Below are 24,666 nucleotides of genomic sequence, written 5' to 3'. Positions count from 1 at the left end.
TTTACTCTGTATCTTCTTTTAGGATTGTTTTTTGTGAAACTCTAAGTTTTACTAGTATCGGATTAGCTATATAGATTGAAGAATAAGTTCCAAATACAACACCCATTATCATGGCTAAAGAAAAACCTTTTAATATTTCCCCACCAAATAAATAAATTGAAACTAAAGCAAGCAATGTTGTTGCTGATGTAATTATAGTTCTAGAAAGAGTTTCATTGATTGAGATATTTGTAAGTTCATAAATCTTGATATCAGAAAACTTTCTTAAATTTTCCCTAACTCTGTCATAAATAACAACAGTATCGTTCATTGAATAACCAACTATAGTTAAAACGGCGGCAACTATTGATAGATTTATTTCTAGACTAAATAGTGAGAAAAGACCTAGTGTTATAATGACATCATGAAATAGGGCTAAAATTGCACCTAAGCTAAATTGCCATTCAAATCTTATCCATATGTAAAATAACATTGCGGCTAGAGATAGTGCGATTGCAATAATACCAGACTTTAATAATTCAGAGCTAACTTTAGGGCCTACATTTTCAACTCTTCTGAAATTAAAAGATCCATCCAAAGAAGAGGTTAAATCTTTTTTAATAGCTTCAATAGCATTTGCACTTGTGTCTTTTTTCTCTATCTTAATTAAAAAATCATTTTCATTACCAAATTTTTTAACATTAAAATCTCCTAAATTCATTTTATTAAATGATTGCCTTAAAGAAGTGACATTAATATTTTTATCATTAGACCTTAGTTCTATTAAAGTCCCACCTTTAAAATCTACACCAAAATTGAGTCCTTTAAAAAATAACAATATAACAGATACCACAACTAAACTTAAAGAGATGAGATTAAATAGTTTATAAAATTTATTAAAATTAATCATTTATATTAGTTTAGTTTTTTCTTTATTTCTTACCACGTAAAGACCAGTAAGCATTCTTGCAATAAAATAAACTGAAAACAATGTAGTAAAAATTCCTACAGCTAAAGTCACAGAGAAGCCCTTAACAGGTCCGGAGCCCATAAAGAATAAGATTACAGCTGCAATTAATGTGGTTATATTTGCATCTATAATTGCAGTTTTTGATTTTACATAACCTGTATCAAAAGCTATTATATTATTTTTTTCTTTCTTACATTCTTCTTTAATTCTTTCAAAAATCAATACATTGGCATCAACTGCCATACCAACTGTTAAAATAATACCTGCAATACCTGGAAGTGTTAATGTTGCTTCAAATAAAGTTAAAATACCAACTAAAAAGAATAAGTTAATTAGTAGTGTTATGTTGGCAATTAGACCAAATATTTTGTATTTAAAAAACATAAAAATTATAACTAATAAAAAACCAATCATAAGAGCGATAACCCCTGCATTAATTGAGTCTTGACCAAGGTCAGGTCCTACTGTTCTTTCTTCAATTATGTTAAGTGGTGCTGGTAATGCTCCTGATCTTAGGAGTAAAGCTAAGTCAGTCGCAGATTGGAATGTAAAATTTCCACTAATCTGGCCATTTCCACTTGCTATAGTGTCCCTAATTACCGGAGCACTAACAATTTTACCATCTAGAACAATTGCTAATTGCTTACCAACACCTGTACTAGTTGCTTTACCAAATCTTTTAGCCCCCACTCTATCAAGAGTAAATGATACTACAGTTTCGTTTGTTTGATTATTCATTTGTGGTTGAGCATCCAGTAAATTCTCACCATTTAAGATTATTCTTTTACTGACCATTGCTTCGCTAGTTCCATCTTCAAACTGAAGCATTTCAGTTCCAAAAGTGTCATTATTGTTTTGAGTGACAAATCTAAATGTTAAATTTGCAGTTTTTCCTAAAAGTGACTTTATACGCATAGGATCATCAAGACCTGGAAGTTCAACTAAAATTCTATTATTACCTCTTTTTAATATATTGGGTTCATTAGTACCAACCTCATCAACTCTTCTTCTAACTATTTCTAAAGCTTGATCTTGTGAAGAAGTTTTGATTTCAATAAGTCCATACTTTGAAAGAGTTAAAGAGAATTCATTATTTTGTATTTCTAAATCAAACTGATGAGATTTATATTGGTTATAGTAAGGATTAATATCACTTTCTTTATCAAGAAAAAGAGTTTCAACTAACTTGATATTATCATTGGAAACATTAAATATTATTTTTTTATTTTCTATTCTCAGGTCATTAAAAGTTATTTTCTTATCTTTTAAAAAATTTCTAATAACAGTGGTTGTATTTTGTAATTTTTGAATTTCAACAGGTCCATTATCAATTTCAAGTAAAAGATATGAACCACCTTGTAGATCCAAACCTAAGTTTATCTTTTTTGAAATAAGGCTATCTTCAGAGTTCTGAAAATTTGATGCAGCAATAAAAATAAAAAAGATTGATACTAAAGAAACTAAGGTAATTCTTAATTTAGAAAAGTATAACACTTTAGTTAAATGTTATTTTTTTACTTCAGGGGAGTTAAGTAATCCTTGAATACCTGTGGATTTGATAATTTCTACTTTAACGTTGTCAGCAATTTGTACTTCAACTTTTTCATTATCAATAATTCTCTCAATTGTTCCAATAATTCCAGCAGACGTTACGACCTTGTCTCCTCTTGATAAGTTTTCTACCATGGCTTTATGCTCTTTAACTTTCTTTTGTTGAGGTCTTATTAAAAAAAAGTAAAAAATAACAAAAATTAAAATTAGTGGTATAAACTGGCCTATTCCTTGATCCATAAATCTCCTTGATTAAAGTGAATACTTACAACATCTATCTAATTAAAACAACTTTAAATCTTAGAGATTTTCTCAATATTATTCATGTATGGCTTTAAAACTTTAGGCACATTAATAGAACCATCTTCCTGTTGGTAATTTTCTAATATAGCCACTAAAGTTCTACCAACTGCTAATCCACTTCCATTTAAAGTGCCAACAAGAACTGTTTCTTTCTTGTCATTCTTGTATCTTGCCTTCATTCTTCTAGCTTGAAATGAGCCACAAGAAGAACAACTTGAAATTTCTCTATACTTGCCTTCTGATGGAAGCCAAACTTCAATATCAAATGTTTTTTCTGCACTAAAACCCATGTCACCTGTACATAAAATAATTTTTCTATAAGGAAGTTCCAATAAATCTAATATCCTAGTTGCACAATTAGTCATTCTTTCAAGTTCAAATAAGCACTTATCAGTCTCAACTATGCTCACCATTTCAACTTTGTAAAATTGATGCTGTCTGATCATCCCTTTAGTATCTTTACCATAACTTCCAGCTTCTTTTCTAAAACAAGGAGTTGAAGCAACCATTCTCATTGGTAGATTTTTTTTATCAATAATTTGGTCCTTGACTATATTTGTTAAAATTACTTCTGCTGTAGGAATTAAAAATTTTCTATCAGTAGAGTCGTCAAGTTTGAGTTCAAATTGGTCATTATCAAATTTTGGTAATTGACCAGTTCCAAACATGGTAGAATCTGTTGCAATCAATGGGGGTGAAATCTCTTTATAACCATTAGTATTAACGTGAGTGTCGAGCATAAAATTAGACAATGCTCTTTCTAATAAAGCAAGTTTATCTTTTACAAAAACAAATCTTGAACCTGTAGTTTTGGTTGCTAGATCAAAATCTAACATATCTAAGTTTTCACCTAATTCATAATGAGACATAGGTTTAAATAAAAATTTAGGGATTATTCCAGATTTTGAAACTTCTATATTTGAGTTTTCATCTTTGCCAATAGGCACATCTAAATATGGTATATTTGGAATTGATGATAAAATAGTCTCTAATTGTTCTCTAACAACTTTTTGTAAGTTGTTAATTTTTTCAATCTCAGTTGAAATATTTTTAGATTTTTCAAAAAGCTTTTTATTTTTTGATTTTGAAATTTCTTTTTTTTCTTTTTCGAGAATCTCTCTTTGTTGGATATAATTTCTATTTTTTTCATCTAAAGATAAAATTTTATCCACATCTATATCTAAAAATCTTTTATCCAAACCTTCTTTAAAAGCCTCAATATCATTTCTGATTTCTTTTATGTTATGCATTTTTTTTATTCTTTTTTTCAATAATATTCACTGAAATTATAGATAATTCATATAAAATCAATAATGGTATTGCTAGGCCAATTTGAGTTATGGGATCGGGTGGTGTCAATAATGCTGCTACCGCAAAAATTATTACAATAACGTACTTTCTTCTATCTCTAAGAAATTTTGCATTAACAACTCCTACTCTAGCGAGTAAACTAAGAACCACAGGCAGTTGAAAGCTTATACCGAATGCAAAAATTAATTTCATCACTAGTGATAAATATTCATTAACTTTAGCTTCTAATTGAATAGGTAAACCTGTTGTTAAACCACTACTTTCAAATGATAGAAAAAATTTAATCGCTAAAGGCATAATTAAATAATAAACAAGCATACCGCCAAGAAAAAATAAAATTGGTGTTAATATTAAATATGGCACAATTGCAATTTTTTCATGTTTATAGAGACCTGGTGCAATAAATTTCCATATCTGCATTAGTATAAATGGACATGTAACAAAGAATGCAGCAAAAAACGATACTTTTAAATAGGTTAAAAAAGTTTCCTGTAAAGCTGTAAAAATTAACCTTCTCTCACTTCCATCATCTTTAACTGCTTTAGCATAAGGTTCTACTAAGAAACCGTAAAGATGTTCTGCAAAAAAATAACATCCTATGAAAAAAATAAACAAAAAAATAAATGATTGAATTAATCTTTTTCTTAACTCAGCAAGGTGACTTATGAAGCCCCCATCATTTTCAGATTTTGTCATTATCTTTATCTTTATTTTTAATTTTAATTTTTGGTTCTTCAGTATTAATACTGTTTAAGTCAAGATCATTAACTTCATTTTGCAAATTATTAATATATTTTTTTATTGTTCCAATCCATGACCCAGCTTTTTTAAGCATAAATGGAAAGTCTTTAGGTCCTATAACTACGATAGCGACAGCAGCTACTATTAATATCTCAAACCAGCCAATAGTGGGCATTTGATTTATTCTTTGTCTTTTGTATCTTGATTATTTTCGGAAATATTTTTAGATTCTTCATTTTCCTCAGGAAGGTCGGTTGCCATTCCTTTTTTAAAACTCTTTATACCTTTAGCTACATCACCCATCAAACTAGATATTTTACCTCTTCCGAACAGTAAAACTATTAGAACTATAACTATTCCTATTTGCCAAATACTTGGTGCCATAATTATTGTATATCCTTAATATCTATATTTTTAAAGAACTATATTAAGCATCCTCATCTTTTTCAAGTGTACCACTTAACATTTCATCTATATTTTCATAGATGTCTTCTTTCTTTTCTTCTTGTTTTTCTTTGTAAAATTTACCTGTACCAAATATTGCATCATCTATATTAGCACTATCAATTAATCCTGCTGAACCTAGTTCATCAACAGTTGGTAAATCTGATAATTTTTGAAGACTAAAATGACTTAAAAAATCAATTGTAGTTCCATATTGAATTGGTTTGCCAGGAACTTCTTTGCGGCCCTGAGGTTTAACCCAATTTAGCTCCATTAATATATCTAGTGTATTAGTTCCAAAAGCTACACCTCTTATTTCTTCAATTTCAGCTCTAGTCACTGGTTGGTGATAAACAATAATAGCAAGTGTTTCAATGGCTGCTCTAGATAGTTTTTTTTCAACAGTTTTTTCTTGTGACATCAAGTTTGATAAATTTTCTGAAGTTCGGAATGACCACCTTTTTGAAATACAGACTAAATTGATACCTCTTGTGGAGTATTCTATTTGAAGTTTATTTAAAGTTTTTAAAACATCAGTTTTTTTTGAAATTTTAGATTCAATAGTGTCAATATCAAGGGGTTCTAATGCAGCAAAGACAATAGCTTCAATCTCTCTTTCACTATCATTTAATTTTTTTGGAAAAGTTACAATGTTAGTTTTTAAATCTTTTTTTAATTTAGTCACTTTATTTCCTTAATATATATTTCATCAAATAAGTTTTCTTGTTTTATTGAAATATTTCCCTCTTTAACAAGTTCAAGAGACCCAGCAAAAATTCCTGCTTTACCAGTTTTTTTATATTTCATACTGTCTTTGAAATTTTGGGGGATTAAATCGTTAATATTCTTCCAATCAACCAGTTTACCAAAAAATTCTCTAATACGCTTAATTCCATCCTCTGTAGTAAATACAGGAAGTTTGGGTATATTCATTCTTTGAAAATCTTTTGTCATAATGATACTTGAATATGCTTTCAATAATTCATAAAGATTTAATTTATATTCAGTACTATAAATTGAACGAATGTTTCCTTTAATTCCTCTTAAACGAATTTCTCTACCCAATCTTTTCCTTTTTAACATTTGATCTGAAAGAAGACGTATTAATTCTAATTTTTTTAGTTGTAATTTAAGTTGTTGAGCTACCTCTAATAATTTAAATTCTTCCTCAGGATTTCCTGGTATTAAAAGTTTAGATTTTAGGTATGTTAACCAAGTTGCCATCAACAGATATTCAGATGCCATCTCTAAATTAAGATTTGTTTCTTTTGTAATATAGTAATGAAACTGATCAGCCAATAATGTTATGGAAATATTTTCTAGATCAACTTTTTGTGCTTTAGCTAAATCTAACAGAATATCAAGAGGACCTTGATAGTTTTCAAGATCAACATTAAAATTATTAGAATCGGTATCAGTCATATTAAATATTAACTTATAATCTTGTAAAATTGTGATGTTTTTTTAATTATAAAATTACTTATTAAAGGTGAGTTAATAGCAACATCGTGCATTTCCTTAATGTTTCCATTACAATGAAGAACTAAATCACAACCAGCATCAAAAGCTCTTAAAGTATTAACTTTAATAGAATTTTTTAAGCTTTTCATGGATATATCATCTGACATTATTATATTCTTAAATTTGATATTATTTCTTATTAATTTAATTATTTTTTTAGAATGAGTAGCGGTATTAGTCTTGTCAATATTGGTGTAAATTATATGTGCGGTCATAGCAAAAAAACTAGACTTTTTCTTAAAAGTTGAAAAATCGTTTTTTAATAAATATTCTAAATCTTTATTGACTTTAGGTGTTAATTCATGGCTATCTACTTTAGCTAAACCATGACCAGGAATGTGCTTGATGACAGTTCCTATATTATTTGAGTGAAAATTATTTATACAAATATCACCAATTTGAGAAACAATTTTTGGGTCTTTTGAAAATGATCGGTCACCAATGATTGAACTGGAGCCTTTCACCCTTAAGTCAAGAACGGGTAGAGTGTTAATATTTACTCCAATCGATTTTAATAAAAAAGATGTCTGTTTAATAAAAATTTTATAATAAGCATAAAATTTTTTTTTATCTTTCATGTAAAGTTTACCAAAAAATTCACTAGTTAATGAATCTGCATTAAAAATCTTTTTAAATCTATTGACTCGTCCACCCTCTTGATCAATTAAAATAGGGTAATTTTTATCTTTAAATATTCTTTTTATTTGATTTGTTAATTCTTTGGTCTGTTTCAAAGATGTTATATTTCTTGAAAAAAGTATTACACCCCAGGGTTTATATTGTTGAAGAAATTTTCTTTCTTTAACAGATAAAGTTGTAGATTTAATTCCTGTAATTAAACTTCTTCTGTTAATCATTATTATTTATTAATTTCCAAAAATTATAATTTTTTTTATTATTAATATTTTTTTCTATATACTCGACAATATCGATAGTATCATTTCTTAGCAAAATTATATTTTGAGAATACTTAGTAATTTTTTCATCTAGCTGTTTAAATGATCTATAAGAATTTTTTTTATTATCATCTGAAAAATAATATTTTATTGATAAGAAAAAAAACAATATAATTATAAATAGATATAAGAGGTATTTTAATTCTTTTATCATTACATTTTTTCTGGTGTGTCAACACCAACAATATTCATTCCTGATCTAATTACATTAGATATAACTTTTAAAAAAACCAATTTATCATTGGGGATTTTTTTTTGATCATTAATAAACCTTTTACTTGGATCATCTTTTCCCATATTCCAATATGAATGAAATTCTGATGATAATTCATACAAATAAACAGGGATTCTATGCGGCTCTAGTCTTAAACTAGCTGCCTCAATACATTTGGGCCACTCAGCAATTTTTTTTAGAATCTTTATCTCATCATTGGAATAGTCAAAATTATATTCATTAATATCTAAATCCTTGTTTATATTTAAATCAACATGTCTAAAGACTGATGATATTCTAGCAAAACAATACTGAACATAATAGAGTGGGTTATCTTTTGATTTTTCTTTAACTTTTGCAAAATCAAAATCTAGTTCAACATCACTGCTTCTATTAAGCATAATAAATCTTGTTGCATCTTTACCAACTTCTAAAATCAAATCTTCTACAGTAATATAGTCGCCTTTCCTTTTGGACATTTTAAAAGGTTTACCATCTTTTATTAACTTAACTAACTGACTAACTTTACAAACTAGCTTTCTCTTACCACTAGAAAGAGCTTCTACTACTGAGGTAATTCTTTTTATATAGCCTGCGTGATCAGCCCCAAGTATATTAATAAGTACATCGAAACCTCTGTTAAGTTTATTATTGTGATAAGCAACATCGCTGGCAAAGTAAGTCCATGATTTATCAGATTTTTGCAAAGCTCTATCTTTATCATCACCAAAATCAGTTGATTTAAATAGAAGTTGTTCTCTTTCAACCCAATTATCACCATCCTCTCCTTGGGGTGCTTTAATTTTTCCCTCGTATACTAATTTTTTTTCTTTTAAATTTTCAATTACTTTTTCAACTTCTTTATTTAAAACTATTTGAGTTTCACTAGTAAATTTATCATGAACTATTCCCAGATTAGCCAGATTAGTTTTAATTAATTTCAAAGACTCTGCTACACCTAATAACGTTAATTCTTTAGACACATCTTCAAATTGATTAAATTTTAAATTTTTGTTGTTATCAATAATATGTTTTGCAATATCTACTAAATAATCACCAGGATAAAGATCTGGATTATCAACAGGAAACTTTTCGTTATTAAGGATTTCCCTAATTCTATAAAAGACAGATTTTGTAAAATTTATAATTTGGTTACCATAATCATTTACATAATATTCTTTGGAAACATCATGTTTATTAAAAATTAATATATTAGAAATCACATCTCCTAAGATTGCACCACGACAATGACCAACATGCAATGGCCCCGTAGGATTTGCAGAAACAAACTCGACAAGATATCTTTTTTTTTGTTCTTTAATATTTACTCCAAAATTTTTATAATTTTTGTTAATATCTTTAATAAAATTGTTCCAATATATTGCTTTAAATTTAATATTGATAAAGCCAGGTTTTGCTACTGATATGGTTTCAATTTGTTCATCTTCACACTTAATTAAATCAATTAAAGTGTTTGCAATATCAATTGGGGATTTTTTGTTAACCTTTGATAGTACCATGGCTACATTTGTTGATATATCGCAGTCAAAATTTGATGGTGGTATATCTACATTAATTCCTTTTAAAGATTTAGGTATTTCTAAAGAGCCATCTTTATTTAGTTTTTTAATCAAAATTATTATTTTATCTAAGTAGAGATCAAAAATGTTCATTAAATACTTTTGTTTAAATTGATTGCATATCTATCTGTCATACCTGAAATAAAATCAGCAATTGCTCTATTGGGGTCATTTTTTAATTGGTCAGCATTTAAGAATTTTTTTGGCTTATTCTTAATTTTATAAAAAAGTTTATTAACAATTTTTTTTCCATGATTGTTTTTTAATAATACTTTTTTATTATTATACATTTTGCTTCTTAAAAAAAATCTAACTTCTTTTTCAATCTCTAAAAATTTATTTGAAAAAGATACTATAGGATTATCTAATTTATAAACATCATTTAAAGATTTGATCTTATTAATTTTTAGATTATTTTTGGTGTTTTTAATTAAGTCTCTTACCATTAGATCAATTGAATCTCTTATTATTTGATATATTAAAATATCTTTATTATTATTTTTAATATTTTTTTTATGTGATTTATAAATATCTTTAAAAAAATCAATTTCAATCAAGTCGTTTAAATTAAACATTTTTGCTCTGATTCCATCTTGTATATCATGATTGTTATAAGCAATATCATCTGAGATTGCTGATATTTGAGCTTCTAATGAACCAGAATTATTAAAATTTACTTTATTTTTAAAGTTTTTTAATCCAATCAACCTATTAACTGTCGAAAGATCTTCAACTGAACCATTGTGCTTTAATAATCCATCTAAAGTTTCTAATGTTAAATTAAGACCTCTAAATTTAAGATATTTATGCTCAAGAAACATAATTATTCTTAAAGTTTGAAGATTGTGGTCAAAGCCGCCGAAATTAGCCATGCATTCGTTAAGTGCGTCTTCTCCAGCATGACCAAAGGGTGTATGTCCTAAATCATGAGCCAAACTTAAAGTTTCAGCCAGATCATCGTTTAAACCTAAATGTTTAGCTATGGATCTTGCAATTTGCGCAACTTCAATTGAATGGGTAATTCTAGTTCTAAAATGATCCCCTTCTGTATTAACAAAAACTTGTGTTTTATGCTTTAGCCTTCTGAATGAGGCACTGTGAATAATCCTATCTCTATCTCTTTGAAATGGTGTTCTATAAAGTGAATTGGCTTCTTTAAAAATACGACCTTTGCTTTTAGATAGTGCTAAATTTGAGTAATTATTCATACTTTAAATTTAATAAATTGATATTATATTAGTAATATCAGTGTTGTTATATGATTAAAGAAATTAAATTTACAGATAAAGCTATAAAACAGATTAATAATTTGTTGTCTCAAAAAGATCCAGGGTCATTTTTTAGAATCGCTATTAAAGGAGGTGGTTGCTCAGGTTTTCAATATGAGTTTACTTTTGACAAAAAATTAGAAGCAGACGACTTAAAACATGAAAATATTCTCATTGATAAAACTTCAGCAGACTTATTAAAAGGTTCAGAAGTGGACTTTGTTTCAGAATTAATTGGTGATCAATTTAAAATCTCTAACCCACAAAGCAAATCTTCTTGCGGTTGTGGTGTTTCGTTCTCCATATAATGATTATCACATCTTGGAATGTTAATTCTGTTAGAGCAAGAATTGATAATATTAAAGAATACCTTCAAAAATTTTCTCCTGATGTTGTCATGATGCAAGAGATTAAAACCCAGGACGAAACTTTTCCTTATGATGATTTTTCATCATTAGATTATGAAAGCCATGTATTTGGACAAAAAAGTTATAACGGCGTAGCAATCATTTCTAAACATAAATTAGAAAATGTTAGAATAGATTTAATTAAAGATAAATTGAAACAATCTAGGGTTATTTCAGCAGAATTAAAACATAAGAAAAAAAATATTCAACTAATTAACATTTACACTCCAAATGGTAATCCTGTAGATACTGATAAATATACTTATAAAAAAGAATGGTTAGATACTTTGATTAAACAGCTAAAAACTCTTTCAAAGAAAAATGAAAACATTATTTTAGCAGGTGATTTTAATATTCTTCCTTCAGCAGAAGATGCTTATAATATTAAAGGTTTTGAAGATGACGCCTTATACAGACTTGAGATAAGAAAAAAATTTAGAGAAATGATTAATCTAGGTTTTCATGATGCCTACCGTCATATTCATGGTGAAAAAGAAGGTTATACTTATTGGGATTATATGAGAGGTGCTTGGCAGAAAAATAATGGATTAAGAATTGATCACTTCTTAGTATCAAATTCTTTATTAAATATAGTTAGGAATGTTAATATTAATAAAGACCCTAGAGGAAAAGAAAAACCCTCAGATCACACCCCTATTGAAATTGAATTAACTTAAAGATTTAATTTTATTAACAAGTTCTTCATTAATATTTCTTGGACCTTTATCTAGTCTATTTTTATGTCTTCTTTCCCCTGGAAGCCTAACACCCTCCATAGCTGACATTTTACTAAAAAACTCATCAGCATGTTTATCCCAACCTTTGCCAGAAATTTTCTCAGGTGAGATTGCTATAATAAATTCGCCACCGCTTGGAGGGCCACCATCGTTATTGTCTTTAGCAGCAGTTTCAAAACTGAAATTTTCACCAATTAATGCACCAGCTAATAGTTCAACCATCATTGCTATACTAGATCCTTTATAACCACCAAATGGAAGTATAACACCACCATCAGCAATTTCTCCAGGATCGGTAGTTTCTTTTCCATCTTTAGTTAAACCTGTTCCAAGAGGAACTTTGTGCCCTTCTCTTTTTGCGATCTGAACTTCACCCATTGCCATTGAAGCAGTTGCCATATCATAGACAACTGGAGTTTTACCAGGTCTAGGCCATGCAAAAGAAATTGGATTTGTACCATATAAAGGTTTCGTAGCACCCGCTGGTGCAACGGCAGGCTTATAAGATGTACAAGCTATACCAACAAGTCCTGCTTCTGCAATAGCTTCAGTTTCAGGCCAAAGAGCTGCCATATGATGTGAATTTTTTATAGCTAGAACTGCTACACCATTTTTTTTTGCTAAATCAATAACAGCAGGTAATCCTAAACTTAAAACCATAGGAGCAACTGCATTATTACCTAGTACCTTAATAATACTTGGAGCAATATTTTCTAATTGAGGTCTTGCTTTACCATTAATTTTTTTACTTTTTAAGCCAGCCACATAAGCGGGTAATCTAAACAAACCATGAGAAACAGAACCATCTCTTTCGGCTCTCATAATAGTATCTGCTAAGATACTAGCATTTTCTTCATCACATCCATTAGCTAGTAATGTTTTTTTAGCTAATTCTAAAATTTCATTTAATGTTAAGGATATTATATTCATTTATTTAGCTTTACATTTTTTGCATAAACCAAAAAACTCTAAATTATATTTATTATATTGCATTCCGGTATCGTCTTCAAAATTAGTTAAATATTTTGAAAGTTTTGGATTATTAATTTCAGAAACATTTTCACACTTATTACATATTGAAAAAGCCGTTGCTTGTGAGATTTCACAACTTGAACTTTTACATGCTATAAAAGCATTTCTACTTTCTACTTTATGTATTTTTCCAATCTCTACTAATTTATCTAGTGCTCTATAAACTTGTAGTGGTGCTTTAATTCCTTTTTTTTTAACATTAAATAAAATGGAATAAGCCTTAAGTGGTTCTTTAGCTTTTTCTATAAAATCAAAAATAATTTGCTGATTTTTAGATAAAAATTCTTCTTTATGATTCATATGTACTTCTAGCAATTACACGCTAGTTTTTCAATCGAGTGAATTTATTTATTTTTGTTAATGACAAGATAAACAAAACTAATGCAGCTGTGATTATAGATGGTCCTGACGGCGAGTTTAACTCTAATGAAGCAAATAAACCCACTATTACTGATAGCAATCCACCTATTACAGAATAAACAACCATTTGAACTGGATTATTAGAAAGATTACGTGCCATAGCTGCAGGAATAATTAACATTCCTGTAATTAACAATAGTCCAACCATTTTAATAGAAATTGCAATTATAGCAGCCATTAGAATGGTAAAAATTGCATTTACTCTCGCTGGGTTCATTCCCTCAGCTTCAGCTAATTCATAATTAACTGTTGAAGCAAAAAGTGGTTTCCAAATAATCTTTAAAACTAATAATATTAATACTCCACCAATCCAAATAATAAATATGTCATTTGGAGCTACAGCAAGAATATCACCAAACAGTAGTCCCATTATATCAAAACGAATAAATGATAAAAAGCTAATCACCACTAAACCTACAGCTAAAGATGAGTGAGCTAGTAATCCTAATAAGGCATCACCTGGCAAGTTGGTAGTTTTTTGTAGCTTTAACAAAACTAGTGCTACAGCTGAAGAAATAAAAAAAACTGATAAAGCAATATTAATATCAAAAGATAAGGCTAGAGTTACGCCAAGTAATGCAGAATGAGATAAAGTATCACCAAAAAAAGATAGTCTTCTCCAAATAACAAAACATCCAAGAGGACCAGCAACTAAAGCAATGCCTATGCCAGCAATTAGAGCTCTTATAAAAAAATCATCTAGCATTATCAATGTTTCTTTTCTTTAATACTACCATCAGTAGAATGGGTATGATCATGCTTATGCTCGTATACAGATAATAGTGTTGAAGCTTGGTCACCAAATAATTCTTTATAGTTTTTATTATTTGCAACATTCAAAGGAGTTCCAGAACAACAAACATGCCCGTTTAAACAAACAACATAATCAGTTTTAGACATAACCACATTTAGATCGTGAGAAATTAATAATATTCCACAATTAAGTTCATCAGAGATTTTTTTAATCAATTCATAAAGGGCAATTTCTCCTGTAAAATCTACACCTTGAACGGGTTCATCTAAAACAAGTAAATCAGGTTTTTTTGCTATTGCTCTAGCCATTAAAACTCTTTGAAATTCTCCACCAGAGAGACTTCTTAAATCATTATGTTTAAGATGTTCTACTTCTGTTAATTTTAAAGCACTTACAACTTCATCAAATTGAAGCGTTTGAGTTAAACTCATAAAATCAATTACTCTAATTGGCAACGTCCAATCGATTGATATTTTTTGGGGAACATAACCAATCTTATTTGTATTTTTTGTAACTTTACCTTTAATGTTTTTGTGAATTCCTAATGCAATTTTTGCTGTAGTGGTTTTTCCAGAGCCGTTTGGTCCAATCAATGTTAAAATTTTACCTCTTTCAATTTCTAAAGATACATCATGGACCAACCATTTATTATCTTGAAAAATTCCAACGTTTTTTAATTTTATTAATATTTCTTTTTTATCTAAATTCATTTTATTTTAAAAATGGCTTGACTAATCAAATATGTTATATTATTACGCTTTGTTATATTATAACATTAACTTAAAGCAAATTAAAACTATGAAAAAAATACATTTAATATCAACGTTAATTGGACTATTAGCATTTTCAACATTAGCAAAAGCAGACTTAAAAGTCGTAACGTCTATTAAGCCTATCCACTCTTTGGCTAGTTATATAATGGATGGTGTAGGTTCGCCAGGATTAATAGTTGATGGTTATAATTCACCTCATAGTTTCCAGTTAAAACCCTCTCACGCTAAAATGTTAGAACAGGCAGATATTATATTTTGGATTGGAGAAGACTTAGAAAATTTTTTAGAAAAACCGTTAGCTACAATTGCTAAGAAAGCTGAAAAGATTGAATTACTAGAAATTAAAGGCATTAAAAAATTAAAATTCAGAGAAAGAAATATTTTTGAGGAACATGAAGGTCACGATGATCACGGAGATGATGCTAAGAAAGAAGAGCACGATGATCACGGACATGATGCTAAGAAAGAAGAGCACGATGATCACGGACATGATGCTAAGAAAGAAGAGCACGATGATCATGATGATCATGGGCATGGTGAATATGATCCACACATTTGGTTAGATCCAATTAATGCAAAAGTGATATTAAATGAGATAACTGAACATTTAATTGAAAATGATTCAAAAAATGCAGCTACTTATAAATCTAATTTAGCTAAAGCTATATCTGAAATTGATAAGCTAATAATTGATGTAATTACTGAAACTAATACAGACCTTAGTTACGTAGTATTTCATGATGCATATCAATATTATGAAAATAGATTTGATGTAAATATACTTGGAGCAATGACTGTTAATCCTGATGTTATGCCTGGTGCAGAACAAATTCATGAAATTCATGAAGTCATTGAACATGATAATGTGAGTTGCATATTGTCAGAGCCTCAATTTAATCCTGATATAATCAAATCTATTGCCAAAGATACAAATGTAAAAACTGGTGTCCTGGATCCACTAGGTGCCAATCTAAAACCAGGAAAAGATTTATATTTTGATTTAATCAGAAATATGTCGGCTTCATTTAATTGCTAATATTATTTAGTAATTAAATAAAGATTTCAGTCTCTTCTATATTGTAATAAAATCCTCATAAAACTTACATATAGAGGAGACTATGTTTATTAAAAAATACCTTAAATGGATCAGTACTGCTTTAGTATTAACTGGAATATTACTAACTAATTTAAATATCTACCCTATTAACATCTACTTCCATGGTCTTGGAGTAATTGGTTGGACGATAGCTGGTTTTATATCAAAAGATAAGGCTATATTAACAAACTTTGGTTTGCAGATACCGCTATTCTTAATTGGCATTTATAAAATTATAATTTAATCATTATTAGATTATGAAAAATAGAATTTTTATTGGTGAATTTATAGGTAGTTGTTTTTTAGTGATGATTATTGTTGGCTCTGGAATAATGGCTGAAAATCTTACAAATGATAATGCTTTACGACTTACTGCAAATACACTTGCAACTGGAGCTGGGTTATTTGTCTTGATAACGGCTTTTGCAGAAATTTCAGGTGCTCACTTTAATCCTTTTGTAAGTTTAGCAATGTATTTAACCAAAAAAATTAAAGGAAAACTTTTAATCACATACATTCCAGCTCAAATATTGGGATGCTTATTAGGTGTAATGTTGGCTAATGTATTTTTTGAACATAATATAATTGAATTATCTACAAAAAATAGAGATGGCTTTCATATATTTCTAGCAGAAATTGTAGCTACTTTTGGTCTGATATTTATTATTTTTGCAACTTTAAAAGATGGTAAAACAACAATTGCAGCATGTGTTGCAACTTATATTACTGCTGGTTATTGGTTTACTTCTTCAACGTCTTTTGCAAACCCAGCTGTAGCAATAGCAAGGACTTTTACAGAATCATTTACTGGTATTAATTATCTTAATACACCAACCTATATAATTGCAGAATTAATTGGTGCATTGATTGCCGTATTCTTAATAAAAAAATTACTTTAAAGTAGATATAATTTTTCAATAATGTATTAAGAGTGAATCAACCCTCCTTAAAAATATTTAGTTGAATTCTCTGTATAGACTTCAACTTTAAATAATATAATTGTGGATGAATCAACTCTCCACAAAAGATATTAATAAATTTACTTATAGATAAAATTTCTCTTCTCTATTAAATCGACCTCAAGAATAAGAATCATTCGAAATGGAAAACAATAAAGATAAATAAAAAATAGGAAAAATAAGATGGAAATGACAACAATATATACGATCATCGGTTTTGCTTTAGCGGGATATAGCGTTATAGCAAATGATTCAATTCAAACGCTTGGAACATTTATAGCGTCAAAACAAAAATGGTTTAAATGGTATACGCTTGCAAGCGCTGCTTCATTTGTAATGATACTTGCTATCACATGGGGCTGGTACAGTAATGCTGGTGATATATCTTACGGAAGATTAACAAGAATTCCTTTCCAAGAAATACAGTGGTATCATGCTGTGGCTCCTGGAATACTTTTAGTATTAACAAGAATAGGTATACCTGTTTCAACTACCTTTTTAGTGCTGTCAGCATTTGCATCAACTGTAGTTCTTGAAAAAATGCTTATGAAGAGTGTTGTAGGATATGGCTTAGCAGCTGTTGCAGCATACATTTGTTGGATAGTAGTATCTAAATTTATCAATGAGAAATTTGATGAAGTTGAAGATAAATGGATAGGTTTTTGGAGAAACTCTGTATGGGTAACTTCTGCTTGGTTATGGTGGGTTTGGTTATCTCACGACGTAGCTAATATAGCCGTATATCTTCCAAGACAAATAGATGTAAATTTATTATTAATTGTTCTTGCATACTTTACAGCTCTTCTTTTTTATATCTTCTACATAAACGGAGGAACAATTCAAAAAGTTGTTTTAGATAAAACTGGAACTAGATACGCACGATCAGCAACAATAATTAATGTGATTTATGCTGCTGTTCTTTACTACTTTAAAGAACTTAATGATTTACCAATGTCAACAACTTGGGTATTTGTTGGTTTGTTGTGTGGTAGAGAGCTTGCAATATCTACAATGAATAAGGACTATAAGTTTAAATATGTCTTTCCTTTGATTGGTAAAGACTTCCTTAAAATGACTGTAGGATTAACGGTATCAGTAGCAATTGTATTAGCAATTCACTACATCATTATTCCAAACAACTGGTTTTAATTAAATTTATTATGTGGTCGTATTATTATTTAATACGGCCATATTTGTTTTTAAAAAAAGTTTAAAAAGATCTCTACTTAATTAAATAAGTTTAAAATAGCTGAACACTTGTAGAACTTTATCTAATTCTGCGGTATAGTTATTTCTCAAATCTCCGCAGTTATTTCAGCTATCTGCTGACCATCAAAAAATAAATTTAACAATTTAAAGTGTCAAAATTATGTTTTTGAAAATGATAAAAATACTCTGTTTTATGGGCATACATGACTACAAAACGTTAAATATTGAGTTTGGTTTTGGACCAACAGATAGAGTTACAACACTTGAGTGCAAAAGATGTGGTTACACTACAATTAAAGGAGGTAAATAAAAAATACTTGTCATGAAAAGTATTGAAAGAAATATAGATATAAGAAGATATCTTAATTGGTCAAGAATAGTTAAGGGCAAACCCATACATATAAGGTTGTATGAATTAATTTATTACGAATTACTTATAATGTGGTTTGAGATGAATAAACCTCCTTTAAGAAGATTAATTTATGAAACTATTAACTCTCAAGACTTTGAAGAAAATTTTGTCAGAGGAAAAATTTTTCAAAAATATATAGATGAGGTTTTAGAAACACCATGTGAAGATGGTTCTGGATATTATAACCCTGACACAAGAGAAATTCTAACAGAAGTTAATATTAAGGAATTATATGATATTAAATTTTTGATAAAAGACGAATTGGATAATGTAAAAATGATTGATAGATACAATGGAATATTCACATTTTGTAAAATTTATGAAAAATGGTGTTTAGAAAAAAAAGCTAAACAGGTTGAAGATATAACAAAAAAAGAAAGATTTGACGTAACATCAGATCTGCCATTAAAAATTTCTGAAAAATCTTAAAATCTATTTTACTCTGCCGTATACGTCTTGATACCTAACAATATCACTCTCTTTTAAAATTGAGCCTACTTGAGCTTCAATGATTTTAACAGGTTTATTACCAGGATTTTCAATTCTATGAATTGCTTCTAATGGAATGAATATATGATCGTTTTGTTTTTTTGAAAAGCTATCTTTGTTAAGTGTAATTTTGGGAGATCCTTGAGTTACAAACCAATGTTCTGATCTATGATGATGTTTTTGTAAACTTAATATACCTTTTGGTTTTACAAATAGTTCTTTAATTAAAAAACCTTTGCCTTCAAACAAATTAACGTATCTACCCCAAGGTCGGTAATAAACATTTTTTTTCTTATAATATTTATTCTTATTTTTATCATACATCTTTAAAATCTCTTTCCAACTGCCAAGATCTGACCAAGGAATGTCTAATTTAATAGCGTTGATTTGTTTAGTTTTTTCTAAAATTGCATAATCAAAAGACTTTGCTGTAGCCTTTTCAAAGGATGCTTTATTTAAGTAATAAGTGTTATCTTTAAGTCTCGCTTTTGAAACAGCATTAATACAATTTTTATATATTGATGGTTGGTACTTTTTAAAGTTATTTATTATTGAGTCTTTTCTCAAAAAAAACATTCCAGAGTTCCAATAACCTTTTTGTTTAATGACTTGTTTGGCTTTAGCTTCTTTAGGTTTTTCAATAAATTTTGTAACTTTATTAATATTCCCTTTAACTTTTTTTGTTAAAAAATAACCATATTCACTTGATGGAGATGTTGGTTTAATCCCAAAGATGAATATATTTTGATCTGTTAAATTAGTTTTATTTTTATTAATGGCTTTGTTAAAAATACTAGCTTTTTCAATTAAATGATCTGCTGCAAAAAACATTAAGGGTTGTTCGTTTGGAATGTCTTTAATTAATGCTGATGCAAGAATTGCTGGGGCTGTATTTCTTTTTGCAGGTTCTAAAACAATTTTATATTTACTTATCTTATGTTTTTTGAGATGTTTTTTTACCTCTTTTAAATATTTAAGATTTGTACTTATGATCGGTGCATCAAAAGTTGAAGATTTAACCCTTTCAAGAGTTTTTCCTAACAAAGTCCAATTACCAAAATCAATAAATTGTTTTGCTTGATGATTTTTAGAATTTGGCCAAAGTCTAGTTCCTGCTCCGCCACATAATATAACGGGTCTAATTTTCATTAAATATCAGCGTAAACTTTTACTTCTTTTCTTTTACCAGGATGTGTTGGTGCACCTAAATAAGCAGGACCTACTGTTTGAGCATATTTCCAAATAGTACCAGATCCAAAGCTTGATTTTTTTACTTTCCACTGTTTTCGTCTTGTGGCTAATTGTGATTTAGTTAATCTAACGTTAATGGTTCCTTTTTTGGCATCTATATCAATTACATCACCATTACGTAAAAGAGCTAAAGGACCTCCTAAGGCCGCCTCAGGGCCAACATGACCCACACAAAAACCTCTAGTAGCACCAGAGAACCTTCCATCAGTAATTAGAGCAACCTTCTCACCCATACCTTGTCCATAAATAGCACCTGTTGTTGATAGCATTTCTCTCATACCAGGACCTCCAACTGGTCCCTCATAACGAATAATAATTACATCGCCTTCTTTATATTTTTTCTTTTGTACACAAGCCATTGCAGCTTCTTCATTATCAAAACATCTAGCTTTTCCAGTAAATTGTAATTTCTTTAAACCAGCAATTTTAACAATTCCACCATCAGGAGCTAAATTACCTTTAAGACCAACAACACCACCATCTGGTGATAAAGGATTGTCATAAGCTCTTAAAACTTTTTGCTTAGGATTAAATTTAATATTTTTTAAATTTTGTTTCATCGTTTTTCCAGTAACCGTCATGCAATCACCATGAATAAAACCACCATCAAAAAGAGTTTTTAATAACATCGGAACTCCACCGGCTAACCACATATCTTTTGCAACATATTTTCCACCTGGTTTTAGATCAGCAAGATAAGGAGTTTTTTTAAAGATTTTTGCTACATCCATTAAATCAAACTTAATTCCAATTTCATTAGCTATAGCTGGTAAGTGTAACGCGGCATTTGTCGATCCACCTGTAGCAGCAACAATTGTTGCAGCATTTTCTAAAGATTTTTTTGTAACAATATCTCTTGGACGAATATTTTTTTCTAATAAGTTCATTACAGTCTTTCCACTTAATAATGCATACTTATCACGTTCTTCGTATGGAGCAGGTGTTCCAGCTGAATAAGGTAAAGCTAAACCAATAGCTTCAGAAACGCAGGCCATAGTATTTGCAGTAAATTGTCCTCCACATGCACCAGCACTTGGACATGCAACAAGTTCTAATTTTCTTAATTCTTTAGCAGACATTTTTCCAGCTGAGTGTTTTCCAACCGCTTCAAAAACATCAACAACAGTTACATCTTTACCCTTGTATTGACCTGGAAGTATTGAGCCACCATAAATAAATACACTTGGTACATTTAATCTAACCATTGCCATCATTAAGGCAGGTAGAGATTTATCACAACCAGCAATACCAACTAGTGCATCATAACAATGACCACGTACAGTAAGTTCAGTTGAGTCAGCGATTACTTCACGAGAAATTAAAGATGACTTCATTCCTTCATGACCCATCGCAATACCATCGGTCACAGTTATTGTGCAAAATTCTCTAGGGGTTCCACCTGAAGCTCTAACACCTTTTTTAACAGATTGAGCCTGTCTCATTAAGGCAATATTACAGGGAGCAGCTTCATTCCAAGTTGAAACAACACCAACAAATGGTTTTGCTACATCTTTTTCTGTTTCACCCATCGCATAATAAAAAGATCTGTGTGGAGCTCTATCAGCACCTAATGAAGTATGTCTGCTTGGTAATTTTTTTTTGTTAAATTTTGCCATTATATACCCTTTATAGTTATTGATATTCTCTCAACATCATTTTTTAAATTATTATAATTATTTTTTTCCTGATCAACAATATCTTTTGGCGCTCTATCAACAAAGTCTTTATTTGCTAATCTATGTGATATCTTGTCCATTTCCTCTTGGTATTTATTTTGTCTTGTAGTTAAATTTTCCTTAATCAATTCTAAATCAACATCTTCATCAAAATATACTTTAAATAGATCTCCAGAAACTACTAAAGTAGCAGCTGGTTTATCTAAATCTTTATTATGTAAGTTTTTGATACGACCAAGTTTTTTTAGAATAACTTCATTTTCACTAAAAAAAGATTGTTCTTTTTTACTAACACTCTCTACCGAAATATCTATAAATGAGCCAGGGCCTACATTTAATTCATTTTTAAATGATCTTAATTCAGAAACTATACTAATAATTTTTTCAACTTGGTTAGTAGATATATCCTTTTTAGGTTCCCCTGAAGGCCAATTAGCTAACATTAAGAAATCTTTACCTGACTTATCAAATTTATTATTTAACCAAATTTCTTCTGTAACAAATGGAATAAACGGGTGTAATAGTATCAATATTTGCTTAAATACATAAGCTGATACCTGTCTAACTTCATCTTTTGCTTTTTCATCTTCTGAAAATAGTATTGTTTTTGATAGCTCTAAATACCAATCACAATAAGAGTGCCAAGTAAATTGATAAGCATTTTTTGCAGCTTCATCAAATCTGTAATCTTTTAGGTTTTTTTCAATTTTATTCTTAGTTTCTATAAGTTCAGAATAAATCCATTTGTTAATATTAATTGATAGATTTGGTTTTCCTTCAATTTTAGAAAAGTCACAATTATTAGTAATTAAAAAATTGTTTGCATTCCATAATTTATTTAAAAAATTTCTATAACCTTTAACTCTATCTTCAGAAAGTTTTACATCAGTTCCAGGTGATGCCATTGAAAGTAAAGTAAATCTTAAAGCATCTGCACTATATTTTTCAATCAAATCTAAAGGATTAATTACATTTCCTTTTGATTTAGACATTTTTTGTCCTTTCTCATCTTTAACAAGTGCGTGAACATAAATATCTTTAAAAGGTTCTTTGTCTAAAAACTCCATTCCAAACATAATCATACGTGCTACCCAAAAAAATATAATATCAAATCCAGTTACAAGTACTGATGTTGGATAAAATTTATCAACATATTCTTTATTATCAGGCCACCCTAATGTAGCAAAAGGCCATAAACCTGATGAAAACCAAGTATCCAACACATCTGGATCACGAATTAAATCTACCTCTTTATTGTAAAATTTTTTAGCTTCAGCTTTTGCCTCATCTTCATTTGTTGCAACAAAGATCTTTTTATCTGGACCATACCATGCTGGTATTTGGTGTCCCCACCAAAGTTGTCTTGAGATACACCATGGTTCAATATTGTTCATCCATTGAAAATAAGTTTTTGACCAATTAGCAGGGAAAAAATTAGTTTTTTTTAAGTTAACTATTTCTTTTGCTTTAACTGATAATTTTTTTGCATCTACAAACCATTGTTCTGTTAAAAAAGGTTCAATTATTGAATTAGACCTATCTCCATAGGGAACTTTATTCTTTATATTCTCCTCCTTAACAAAAAACTCCTTTTCTTTAAGTTCTTTTAAAATTCTTTTTCTAGCTTCAAATCTATCAAGTCCAATATATTCCTTAGGAGCATTATCATTTACTTTACCACCTTCAGTAAAGATATTTATAATTTCTAAATTATTTCTTTGTCCCACATCATAATCATTAAAATCATGGGCAGGCGTTATTTTTAAAGCACCAGTTCCCAGTTCTGGGTCAGCATAATCGTCCTTGATTATCTCAATTTTTCTTCCAACAATTGGAACTGTTACAAATTTACCAACCAAATGTTTAAATCGATTATCTTTTGAATTTACAGCTATTGCCGTGTCACCCAACATAGTTTCAGGTCTAGTTGTAGCTATAGTTATAAAATCACCAGAATCTTCAATAGGATATTGAATATAATAAATTTTAGAATTAACCTCTCTTTGATCTACTTCTAAATCAGATATTGCTGTTTTTAAAACAGTATCCCAATTAACTAATTTTTTATCTTTATAAATTAAACCTTTTTTGTGAAGTTCTACAAAAACTTTTAAAACTGATTTTGAAAGGTTTTCATCCATCGTAAAAGCATTTCTCGACCAATCACAAGAACAACCCAGTTTTTTTAGCTGATTTAAAATAATGTCACCATGCTCTTCTTTCCATACCCAAACTTTTTCTATAAACTTTTCTCTTCCAATTTCATTTTTATCAATACCTTCAACAATTAACTTTTTCTCTACTAAAGCCTGTGTAGCAATGCCCGCATGATCTGTTCCTGGTTGCCATAAAGTTTCATAATTATTCATTCGGTGGTATCTAACCAAAAGATCTTGAATTGAATTATTTAAAGCATGTCCCATATGAAGACTGCCTGTTACATTGGGTGGAGGTATGACTACCGAAAATTGTTTCTTATTCTTAGTGGGTTTAAATAAATTATTTTTTTCCCAATAAGCATAGATCTTATCTTCAACGTCTGTATGTATATATTTATCGTTACTCATAGATGATATTAAGTTTATAATTTAATAATATGAATTAACAATAATC

Annotated in this window: 28 protein-coding genes; 8 read left to right on the top strand and 20 right to left on the bottom strand. The window is 29.1% G+C overall.

Going from position 1 to position 24,666, the window contains the following annotated elements; translation table 11 throughout:
* Nucleotide 1 precedes the first annotated feature (1 nt).
* From secF to ABXT47_RS02835, 13 genes are read right to left on the bottom strand one after another with little or no spacing between them, the layout of a single operon-like run.
* The gene (gene secF, locus ABXT47_RS02895; protein WP_415309241.1) at nucleotides 2–889 is read right to left on the bottom strand and encodes a protein translocase subunit SecF; all 888 of its coding nucleotides are present in this window, start codon (nucleotides 887–889) and stop codon (nucleotides 2–4) included.
* The gene (gene secD, locus ABXT47_RS02890; protein ID WP_415309240.1) at nucleotides 890–2,443 is read right to left on the bottom strand and encodes a protein translocase subunit SecD; all 1,554 of its coding nucleotides are present in this window, start codon (nucleotides 2,441–2,443) and stop codon (nucleotides 890–892) included.
* 12 nt (nucleotides 2,444–2,455) lie between these two features.
* Complete coding sequence (yajC, locus tag ABXT47_RS02885) at nucleotides 2,456–2,740, bottom strand: preprotein translocase subunit YajC (RefSeq protein WP_415309239.1); 285 nt, start codon at nucleotides 2,738–2,740, stop codon at nucleotides 2,456–2,458.
* Nucleotides 2,741–2,793: 53 nt separating this feature from the next.
* A complete protein-coding gene (gene serS / locus ABXT47_RS02880; RefSeq protein ID WP_415309238.1) occupies nucleotides 2,794–4,053 on the bottom strand; it encodes a serine--tRNA ligase in 1,260 nt (419 codons plus the stop codon).
* Complete coding sequence (tatC, locus tag ABXT47_RS02875; protein WP_415309237.1) at nucleotides 4,046–4,810, bottom strand: twin-arginine translocase subunit TatC; 765 nt, start codon at nucleotides 4,808–4,810, stop codon at nucleotides 4,046–4,048. Before tatC ends, serS begins: the two co-directional genes overlap by 8 nt.
* Nucleotides 4,797–5,030 (bottom strand): Sec-independent protein translocase protein TatB, encoded by a 234-nt coding sequence (gene tatB / locus ABXT47_RS02870; RefSeq protein ID WP_415309236.1) that lies wholly within the window; start codon nucleotides 5,028–5,030, stop codon nucleotides 4,797–4,799. Before tatB ends, tatC begins: the two co-directional genes overlap by 14 nt.
* Nucleotides 5,031–5,035: 5 nt before the next feature.
* The gene (gene tatA / locus ABXT47_RS02865) at nucleotides 5,036–5,239 is read right to left on the bottom strand and encodes a twin-arginine translocase TatA/TatE family subunit (RefSeq protein WP_415309235.1); all 204 of its coding nucleotides are present in this window, start codon (nucleotides 5,237–5,239) and stop codon (nucleotides 5,036–5,038) included.
* A 43-nt stretch (nucleotides 5,240–5,282) separates the two neighbouring features.
* Nucleotides 5,283–5,984: an SMC-Scp complex subunit ScpB gene (scpB, locus tag ABXT47_RS02860; RefSeq protein WP_415309234.1), complete on the bottom strand. Its 702-nt coding sequence runs from the start codon at nucleotides 5,982–5,984 to the stop codon at nucleotides 5,283–5,285.
* On the bottom strand, nucleotides 5,981–6,721 hold the full coding sequence (locus ABXT47_RS02855; protein ID WP_415309233.1) for a segregation and condensation protein A: 741 nt from the start codon (nucleotides 6,719–6,721) through the stop codon (nucleotides 5,981–5,983). Before ABXT47_RS02855 ends, scpB begins: the two co-directional genes overlap by 4 nt.
* Nucleotides 6,722–6,729: 8 nt before the next feature.
* Complete coding sequence (locus ABXT47_RS02850) at nucleotides 6,730–7,677, bottom strand: glycoside hydrolase family 3 N-terminal domain-containing protein (protein ID WP_415309232.1); 948 nt, start codon at nucleotides 7,675–7,677, stop codon at nucleotides 6,730–6,732.
* A complete protein-coding gene (locus ABXT47_RS02845; RefSeq protein ID WP_415309231.1) occupies nucleotides 7,670–7,930 on the bottom strand; it encodes a hypothetical protein in 261 nt (86 codons plus the stop codon). Before ABXT47_RS02845 ends, ABXT47_RS02850 begins: the two co-directional genes overlap by 8 nt.
* Nucleotides 7,930–9,663, bottom strand: coding sequence for an arginine--tRNA ligase (gene argS, locus ABXT47_RS02840; protein ID WP_415309230.1), 1,734 nt, complete (start codon nucleotides 9,661–9,663; stop codon nucleotides 7,930–7,932). Before argS ends, ABXT47_RS02845 begins: the two co-directional genes overlap by 1 nt.
* Entirely contained in the window at nucleotides 9,663–10,778 is a 1,116-nt protein-coding gene (locus ABXT47_RS02835; protein ID WP_415309229.1) for a deoxyguanosinetriphosphate triphosphohydrolase, read from the bottom strand. The genes argS and ABXT47_RS02835 overlap by 1 nt, the downstream gene beginning before the upstream one ends.
* Nucleotides 10,779–10,828: 50 nt before the next feature.
* Between ABXT47_RS02835 and ABXT47_RS02830 the strand changes: the two genes are divergently transcribed.
* Both ABXT47_RS02830 and xth read left to right on the top strand, forming a co-directional pair.
* Nucleotides 10,829–11,146 carry a HesB/IscA family protein gene (locus tag ABXT47_RS02830; protein ID WP_168606297.1) on the top strand — a complete coding sequence of 106 codons (318 nt, stop codon included), beginning with the start codon at nucleotides 10,829–10,831 and terminating at the stop codon, nucleotides 11,144–11,146.
* Nucleotides 11,146–11,922 (top strand): exodeoxyribonuclease III, encoded by a 777-nt coding sequence (gene xth, locus ABXT47_RS02825; protein WP_415309228.1) that lies wholly within the window; start codon nucleotides 11,146–11,148, stop codon nucleotides 11,920–11,922. The genes ABXT47_RS02830 and xth overlap by 1 nt, the downstream gene beginning before the upstream one ends.
* On the opposite strand, the gene ABXT47_RS02820 is transcribed toward xth, so the two are convergent.
* The 4 genes from ABXT47_RS02820 to ABXT47_RS02805 are packed head-to-tail and all read right to left on the bottom strand — an operon-like array spanning nucleotide 11,914 to nucleotide 14,898.
* Nucleotides 11,914–12,912 (bottom strand): Ldh family oxidoreductase, encoded by a 999-nt coding sequence (locus ABXT47_RS02820; RefSeq protein WP_415309227.1) that lies wholly within the window; start codon nucleotides 12,910–12,912, stop codon nucleotides 11,914–11,916. The genes xth and ABXT47_RS02820 overlap by 9 nt on opposite strands.
* A complete protein-coding gene (locus ABXT47_RS02815; protein ID WP_168606300.1) occupies nucleotides 12,913–13,314 on the bottom strand; it encodes a Fur family transcriptional regulator in 402 nt (133 codons plus the stop codon). It lies immediately after the preceding gene.
* 22 nt (nucleotides 13,315–13,336) lie between these two features.
* On the bottom strand, nucleotides 13,337–14,140 hold the full coding sequence (locus ABXT47_RS02810) for a metal ABC transporter permease (RefSeq protein WP_415309226.1): 804 nt from the start codon (nucleotides 14,138–14,140) through the stop codon (nucleotides 13,337–13,339).
* 2 nt (nucleotides 14,141–14,142) lie between these two features.
* Nucleotides 14,143–14,898 carry an ATP-binding cassette domain-containing protein gene (locus tag ABXT47_RS02805; RefSeq protein ID WP_415309225.1) on the bottom strand — a complete coding sequence of 252 codons (756 nt, stop codon included), beginning with the start codon at nucleotides 14,896–14,898 and terminating at the stop codon, nucleotides 14,143–14,145.
* Between the two features lie 88 nt (nucleotides 14,899–14,986).
* Here ABXT47_RS02805 and ABXT47_RS02800 point away from each other — a divergent pair, with 88 nt between their 5' ends.
* The 6 genes from ABXT47_RS02800 to ABXT47_RS02775 all read left to right on the top strand — a co-directional run bounded on the left by ABXT47_RS02800 (nucleotide 14,987) and on the right by ABXT47_RS02775 (nucleotide 19,066).
* Entirely contained in the window at nucleotides 14,987–15,997 is a 1,011-nt protein-coding gene (locus ABXT47_RS02800; RefSeq protein WP_415309224.1) for a zinc ABC transporter substrate-binding protein, read from the top strand.
* A gap of 82 nt (nucleotides 15,998–16,079) precedes the next feature.
* Entirely contained in the window at nucleotides 16,080–16,301 is a 222-nt protein-coding gene (locus tag ABXT47_RS02795) for a DUF6552 family protein (protein ID WP_168606304.1), read from the top strand.
* Between the two features lie 13 nt (nucleotides 16,302–16,314).
* Nucleotides 16,315–16,956, top strand: a complete 642-nt coding sequence (locus tag ABXT47_RS02790) for an aquaporin (protein ID WP_415309223.1) — start codon at nucleotides 16,315–16,317, stop codon at nucleotides 16,954–16,956.
* A gap of 249 nt (nucleotides 16,957–17,205) precedes the next feature.
* Nucleotides 17,206–18,165 carry a hypothetical protein gene (locus ABXT47_RS02785; protein WP_415309222.1) on the top strand — a complete coding sequence of 320 codons (960 nt, stop codon included), beginning with the start codon at nucleotides 17,206–17,208 and terminating at the stop codon, nucleotides 18,163–18,165.
* Nucleotides 18,166–18,397: 232 nt separating this feature from the next.
* Nucleotides 18,398–18,535 carry a hypothetical protein gene (locus ABXT47_RS02780; protein ID WP_271525571.1) on the top strand — a complete coding sequence of 46 codons (138 nt, stop codon included), beginning with the start codon at nucleotides 18,398–18,400 and terminating at the stop codon, nucleotides 18,533–18,535.
* A gap of 12 nt (nucleotides 18,536–18,547) precedes the next feature.
* The gene (locus ABXT47_RS02775) at nucleotides 18,548–19,066 is read left to right on the top strand and encodes a hypothetical protein (protein WP_415309221.1); all 519 of its coding nucleotides are present in this window, start codon (nucleotides 18,548–18,550) and stop codon (nucleotides 19,064–19,066) included.
* A gap of 3 nt (nucleotides 19,067–19,069) precedes the next feature.
* Here the strand turns inward: ABXT47_RS02775 and ABXT47_RS02770 are convergent, their stop codons facing one another.
* From ABXT47_RS02770 to ABXT47_RS02760, 3 genes are read right to left on the bottom strand one after another with little or no spacing between them, the layout of a single operon-like run.
* Complete coding sequence (locus ABXT47_RS02770; RefSeq protein ID WP_415309220.1) at nucleotides 19,070–20,275, bottom strand: sugar phosphate nucleotidyltransferase; 1,206 nt, start codon at nucleotides 20,273–20,275, stop codon at nucleotides 19,070–19,072.
* Nucleotides 20,275–21,993 (bottom strand): dihydroxy-acid dehydratase, encoded by a 1,719-nt coding sequence (gene ilvD / locus ABXT47_RS02765; protein WP_415309219.1) that lies wholly within the window; start codon nucleotides 21,991–21,993, stop codon nucleotides 20,275–20,277. The genes ABXT47_RS02770 and ilvD overlap by 1 nt, the downstream gene beginning before the upstream one ends.
* Entirely contained in the window at nucleotides 21,993–24,620 is a 2,628-nt protein-coding gene (locus tag ABXT47_RS02760) for a valine--tRNA ligase (RefSeq protein WP_415309218.1), read from the bottom strand. Before ABXT47_RS02760 ends, ilvD begins: the two co-directional genes overlap by 1 nt.
* Nucleotides 24,621–24,666: the final 46 nt, after the last annotated feature.

Origin of the sequence: Candidatus Pelagibacter sp. Uisw_099_02 (assembly GCF_047727625.1) — a bacterium.
Lineage (GTDB): Bacteria > Pseudomonadota > Alphaproteobacteria > Pelagibacterales > Pelagibacteraceae > Pelagibacter.
Note: the sequence above shows the minus strand (reverse complement) of the source record. Positions and strands in the feature narration are given on the sequence as shown.

What these genes read in the sequence shown, in the direction of transcription:
- secF (WP_415309241.1), bottom strand. Translation starts at nt 889, where the DNA reads ATGATTAATTTTAATAAATTTTATAAACTATTTAATCTCATCTCTTTA.
- yajC (WP_415309239.1), bottom strand. Translation starts at nt 2,740, where the DNA reads ATGGATCAAGGAATAGGCCAGTTTATACCACTAATTTTAATTTTTGTT.
- serS (WP_415309238.1), bottom strand. Translation starts at nt 4,053, where the DNA reads ATGCATAACATAAAAGAAATCAGAAATGATATTGAGGCTTTTAAAGAA.
- tatC (WP_415309237.1), bottom strand. Translation starts at nt 4,810, where the DNA reads ATGACAAAATCTGAAAATGATGGGGGCTTCATAAGTCACCTTGCTGAG.
- tatB (WP_415309236.1), bottom strand. Translation starts at nt 5,030, where the DNA reads ATGCCCACTATTGGCTGGTTTGAGATATTAATAGTAGCTGCTGTCGCT.
- tatA (WP_415309235.1), bottom strand. Translation starts at nt 5,239, where the DNA reads ATGGCACCAAGTATTTGGCAAATAGGAATAGTTATAGTTCTAATAGTT.
- ABXT47_RS02855 (WP_415309233.1), bottom strand. Translation starts at nt 6,721, where the DNA reads ATGACTGATACCGATTCTAATAATTTTAATGTTGATCTTGAAAACTAT.
- ABXT47_RS02850 (WP_415309232.1), bottom strand. Translation starts at nt 7,677, where the DNA reads ATGATTAACAGAAGAAGTTTAATTACAGGAATTAAATCTACAACTTTA.
- ABXT47_RS02845 (WP_415309231.1), bottom strand. Translation starts at nt 7,930, where the DNA reads ATGATAAAAGAATTAAAATACCTCTTATATCTATTTATAATTATATTG.
- argS (WP_415309230.1), bottom strand. Translation starts at nt 9,663, where the DNA reads ATGAACATTTTTGATCTCTACTTAGATAAAATAATAATTTTGATTAAA.
- ABXT47_RS02835 (WP_415309229.1), bottom strand. Translation starts at nt 10,778, where the DNA reads ATGAATAATTACTCAAATTTAGCACTATCTAAAAGCAAAGGTCGTATT.
- ABXT47_RS02830 (WP_168606297.1), top strand. Translation starts at nt 10,829, where the DNA reads ATGATTAAAGAAATTAAATTTACAGATAAAGCTATAAAACAGATTAAT.
- xth (WP_415309228.1), top strand. Translation starts at nt 11,146, where the DNA reads ATGATTATCACATCTTGGAATGTTAATTCTGTTAGAGCAAGAATTGAT.
- ABXT47_RS02820 (WP_415309227.1), bottom strand. Translation starts at nt 12,912, where the DNA reads ATGAATATAATATCCTTAACATTAAATGAAATTTTAGAATTAGCTAAA.
- ABXT47_RS02815 (WP_168606300.1), bottom strand. Translation starts at nt 13,314, where the DNA reads ATGAATCATAAAGAAGAATTTTTATCTAAAAATCAGCAAATTATTTTT.
- ABXT47_RS02810 (WP_415309226.1), bottom strand. Translation starts at nt 14,140, where the DNA reads ATGCTAGATGATTTTTTTATAAGAGCTCTAATTGCTGGCATAGGCATT.
- ABXT47_RS02805 (WP_415309225.1), bottom strand. Translation starts at nt 14,898, where the DNA reads ATGAATTTAGATAAAAAAGAAATATTAATAAAATTAAAAAACGTTGGA.
- ABXT47_RS02800 (WP_415309224.1), top strand. Translation starts at nt 14,987, where the DNA reads ATGAAAAAAATACATTTAATATCAACGTTAATTGGACTATTAGCATTT.
- ABXT47_RS02795 (WP_168606304.1), top strand. Translation starts at nt 16,080, where the DNA reads ATGTTTATTAAAAAATACCTTAAATGGATCAGTACTGCTTTAGTATTA.
- ABXT47_RS02790 (WP_415309223.1), top strand. Translation starts at nt 16,315, where the DNA reads ATGAAAAATAGAATTTTTATTGGTGAATTTATAGGTAGTTGTTTTTTA.
- ABXT47_RS02785 (WP_415309222.1), top strand. Translation starts at nt 17,206, where the DNA reads ATGACAACAATATATACGATCATCGGTTTTGCTTTAGCGGGATATAGC.
- ABXT47_RS02780 (WP_271525571.1), top strand. Translation starts at nt 18,398, where the DNA reads ATGATAAAAATACTCTGTTTTATGGGCATACATGACTACAAAACGTTA.
- ABXT47_RS02775 (WP_415309221.1), top strand. Translation starts at nt 18,548, where the DNA reads ATGAAAAGTATTGAAAGAAATATAGATATAAGAAGATATCTTAATTGG.
- ABXT47_RS02770 (WP_415309220.1), bottom strand. Translation starts at nt 20,275, where the DNA reads ATGAAAATTAGACCCGTTATATTATGTGGCGGAGCAGGAACTAGACTT.
- ilvD (WP_415309219.1), bottom strand. Translation starts at nt 21,993, where the DNA reads ATGGCAAAATTTAACAAAAAAAAATTACCAAGCAGACATACTTCATTA.
- ABXT47_RS02760 (WP_415309218.1), bottom strand. Translation starts at nt 24,620, where the DNA reads ATGAGTAACGATAAATATATACATACAGACGTTGAAGATAAGATCTAT.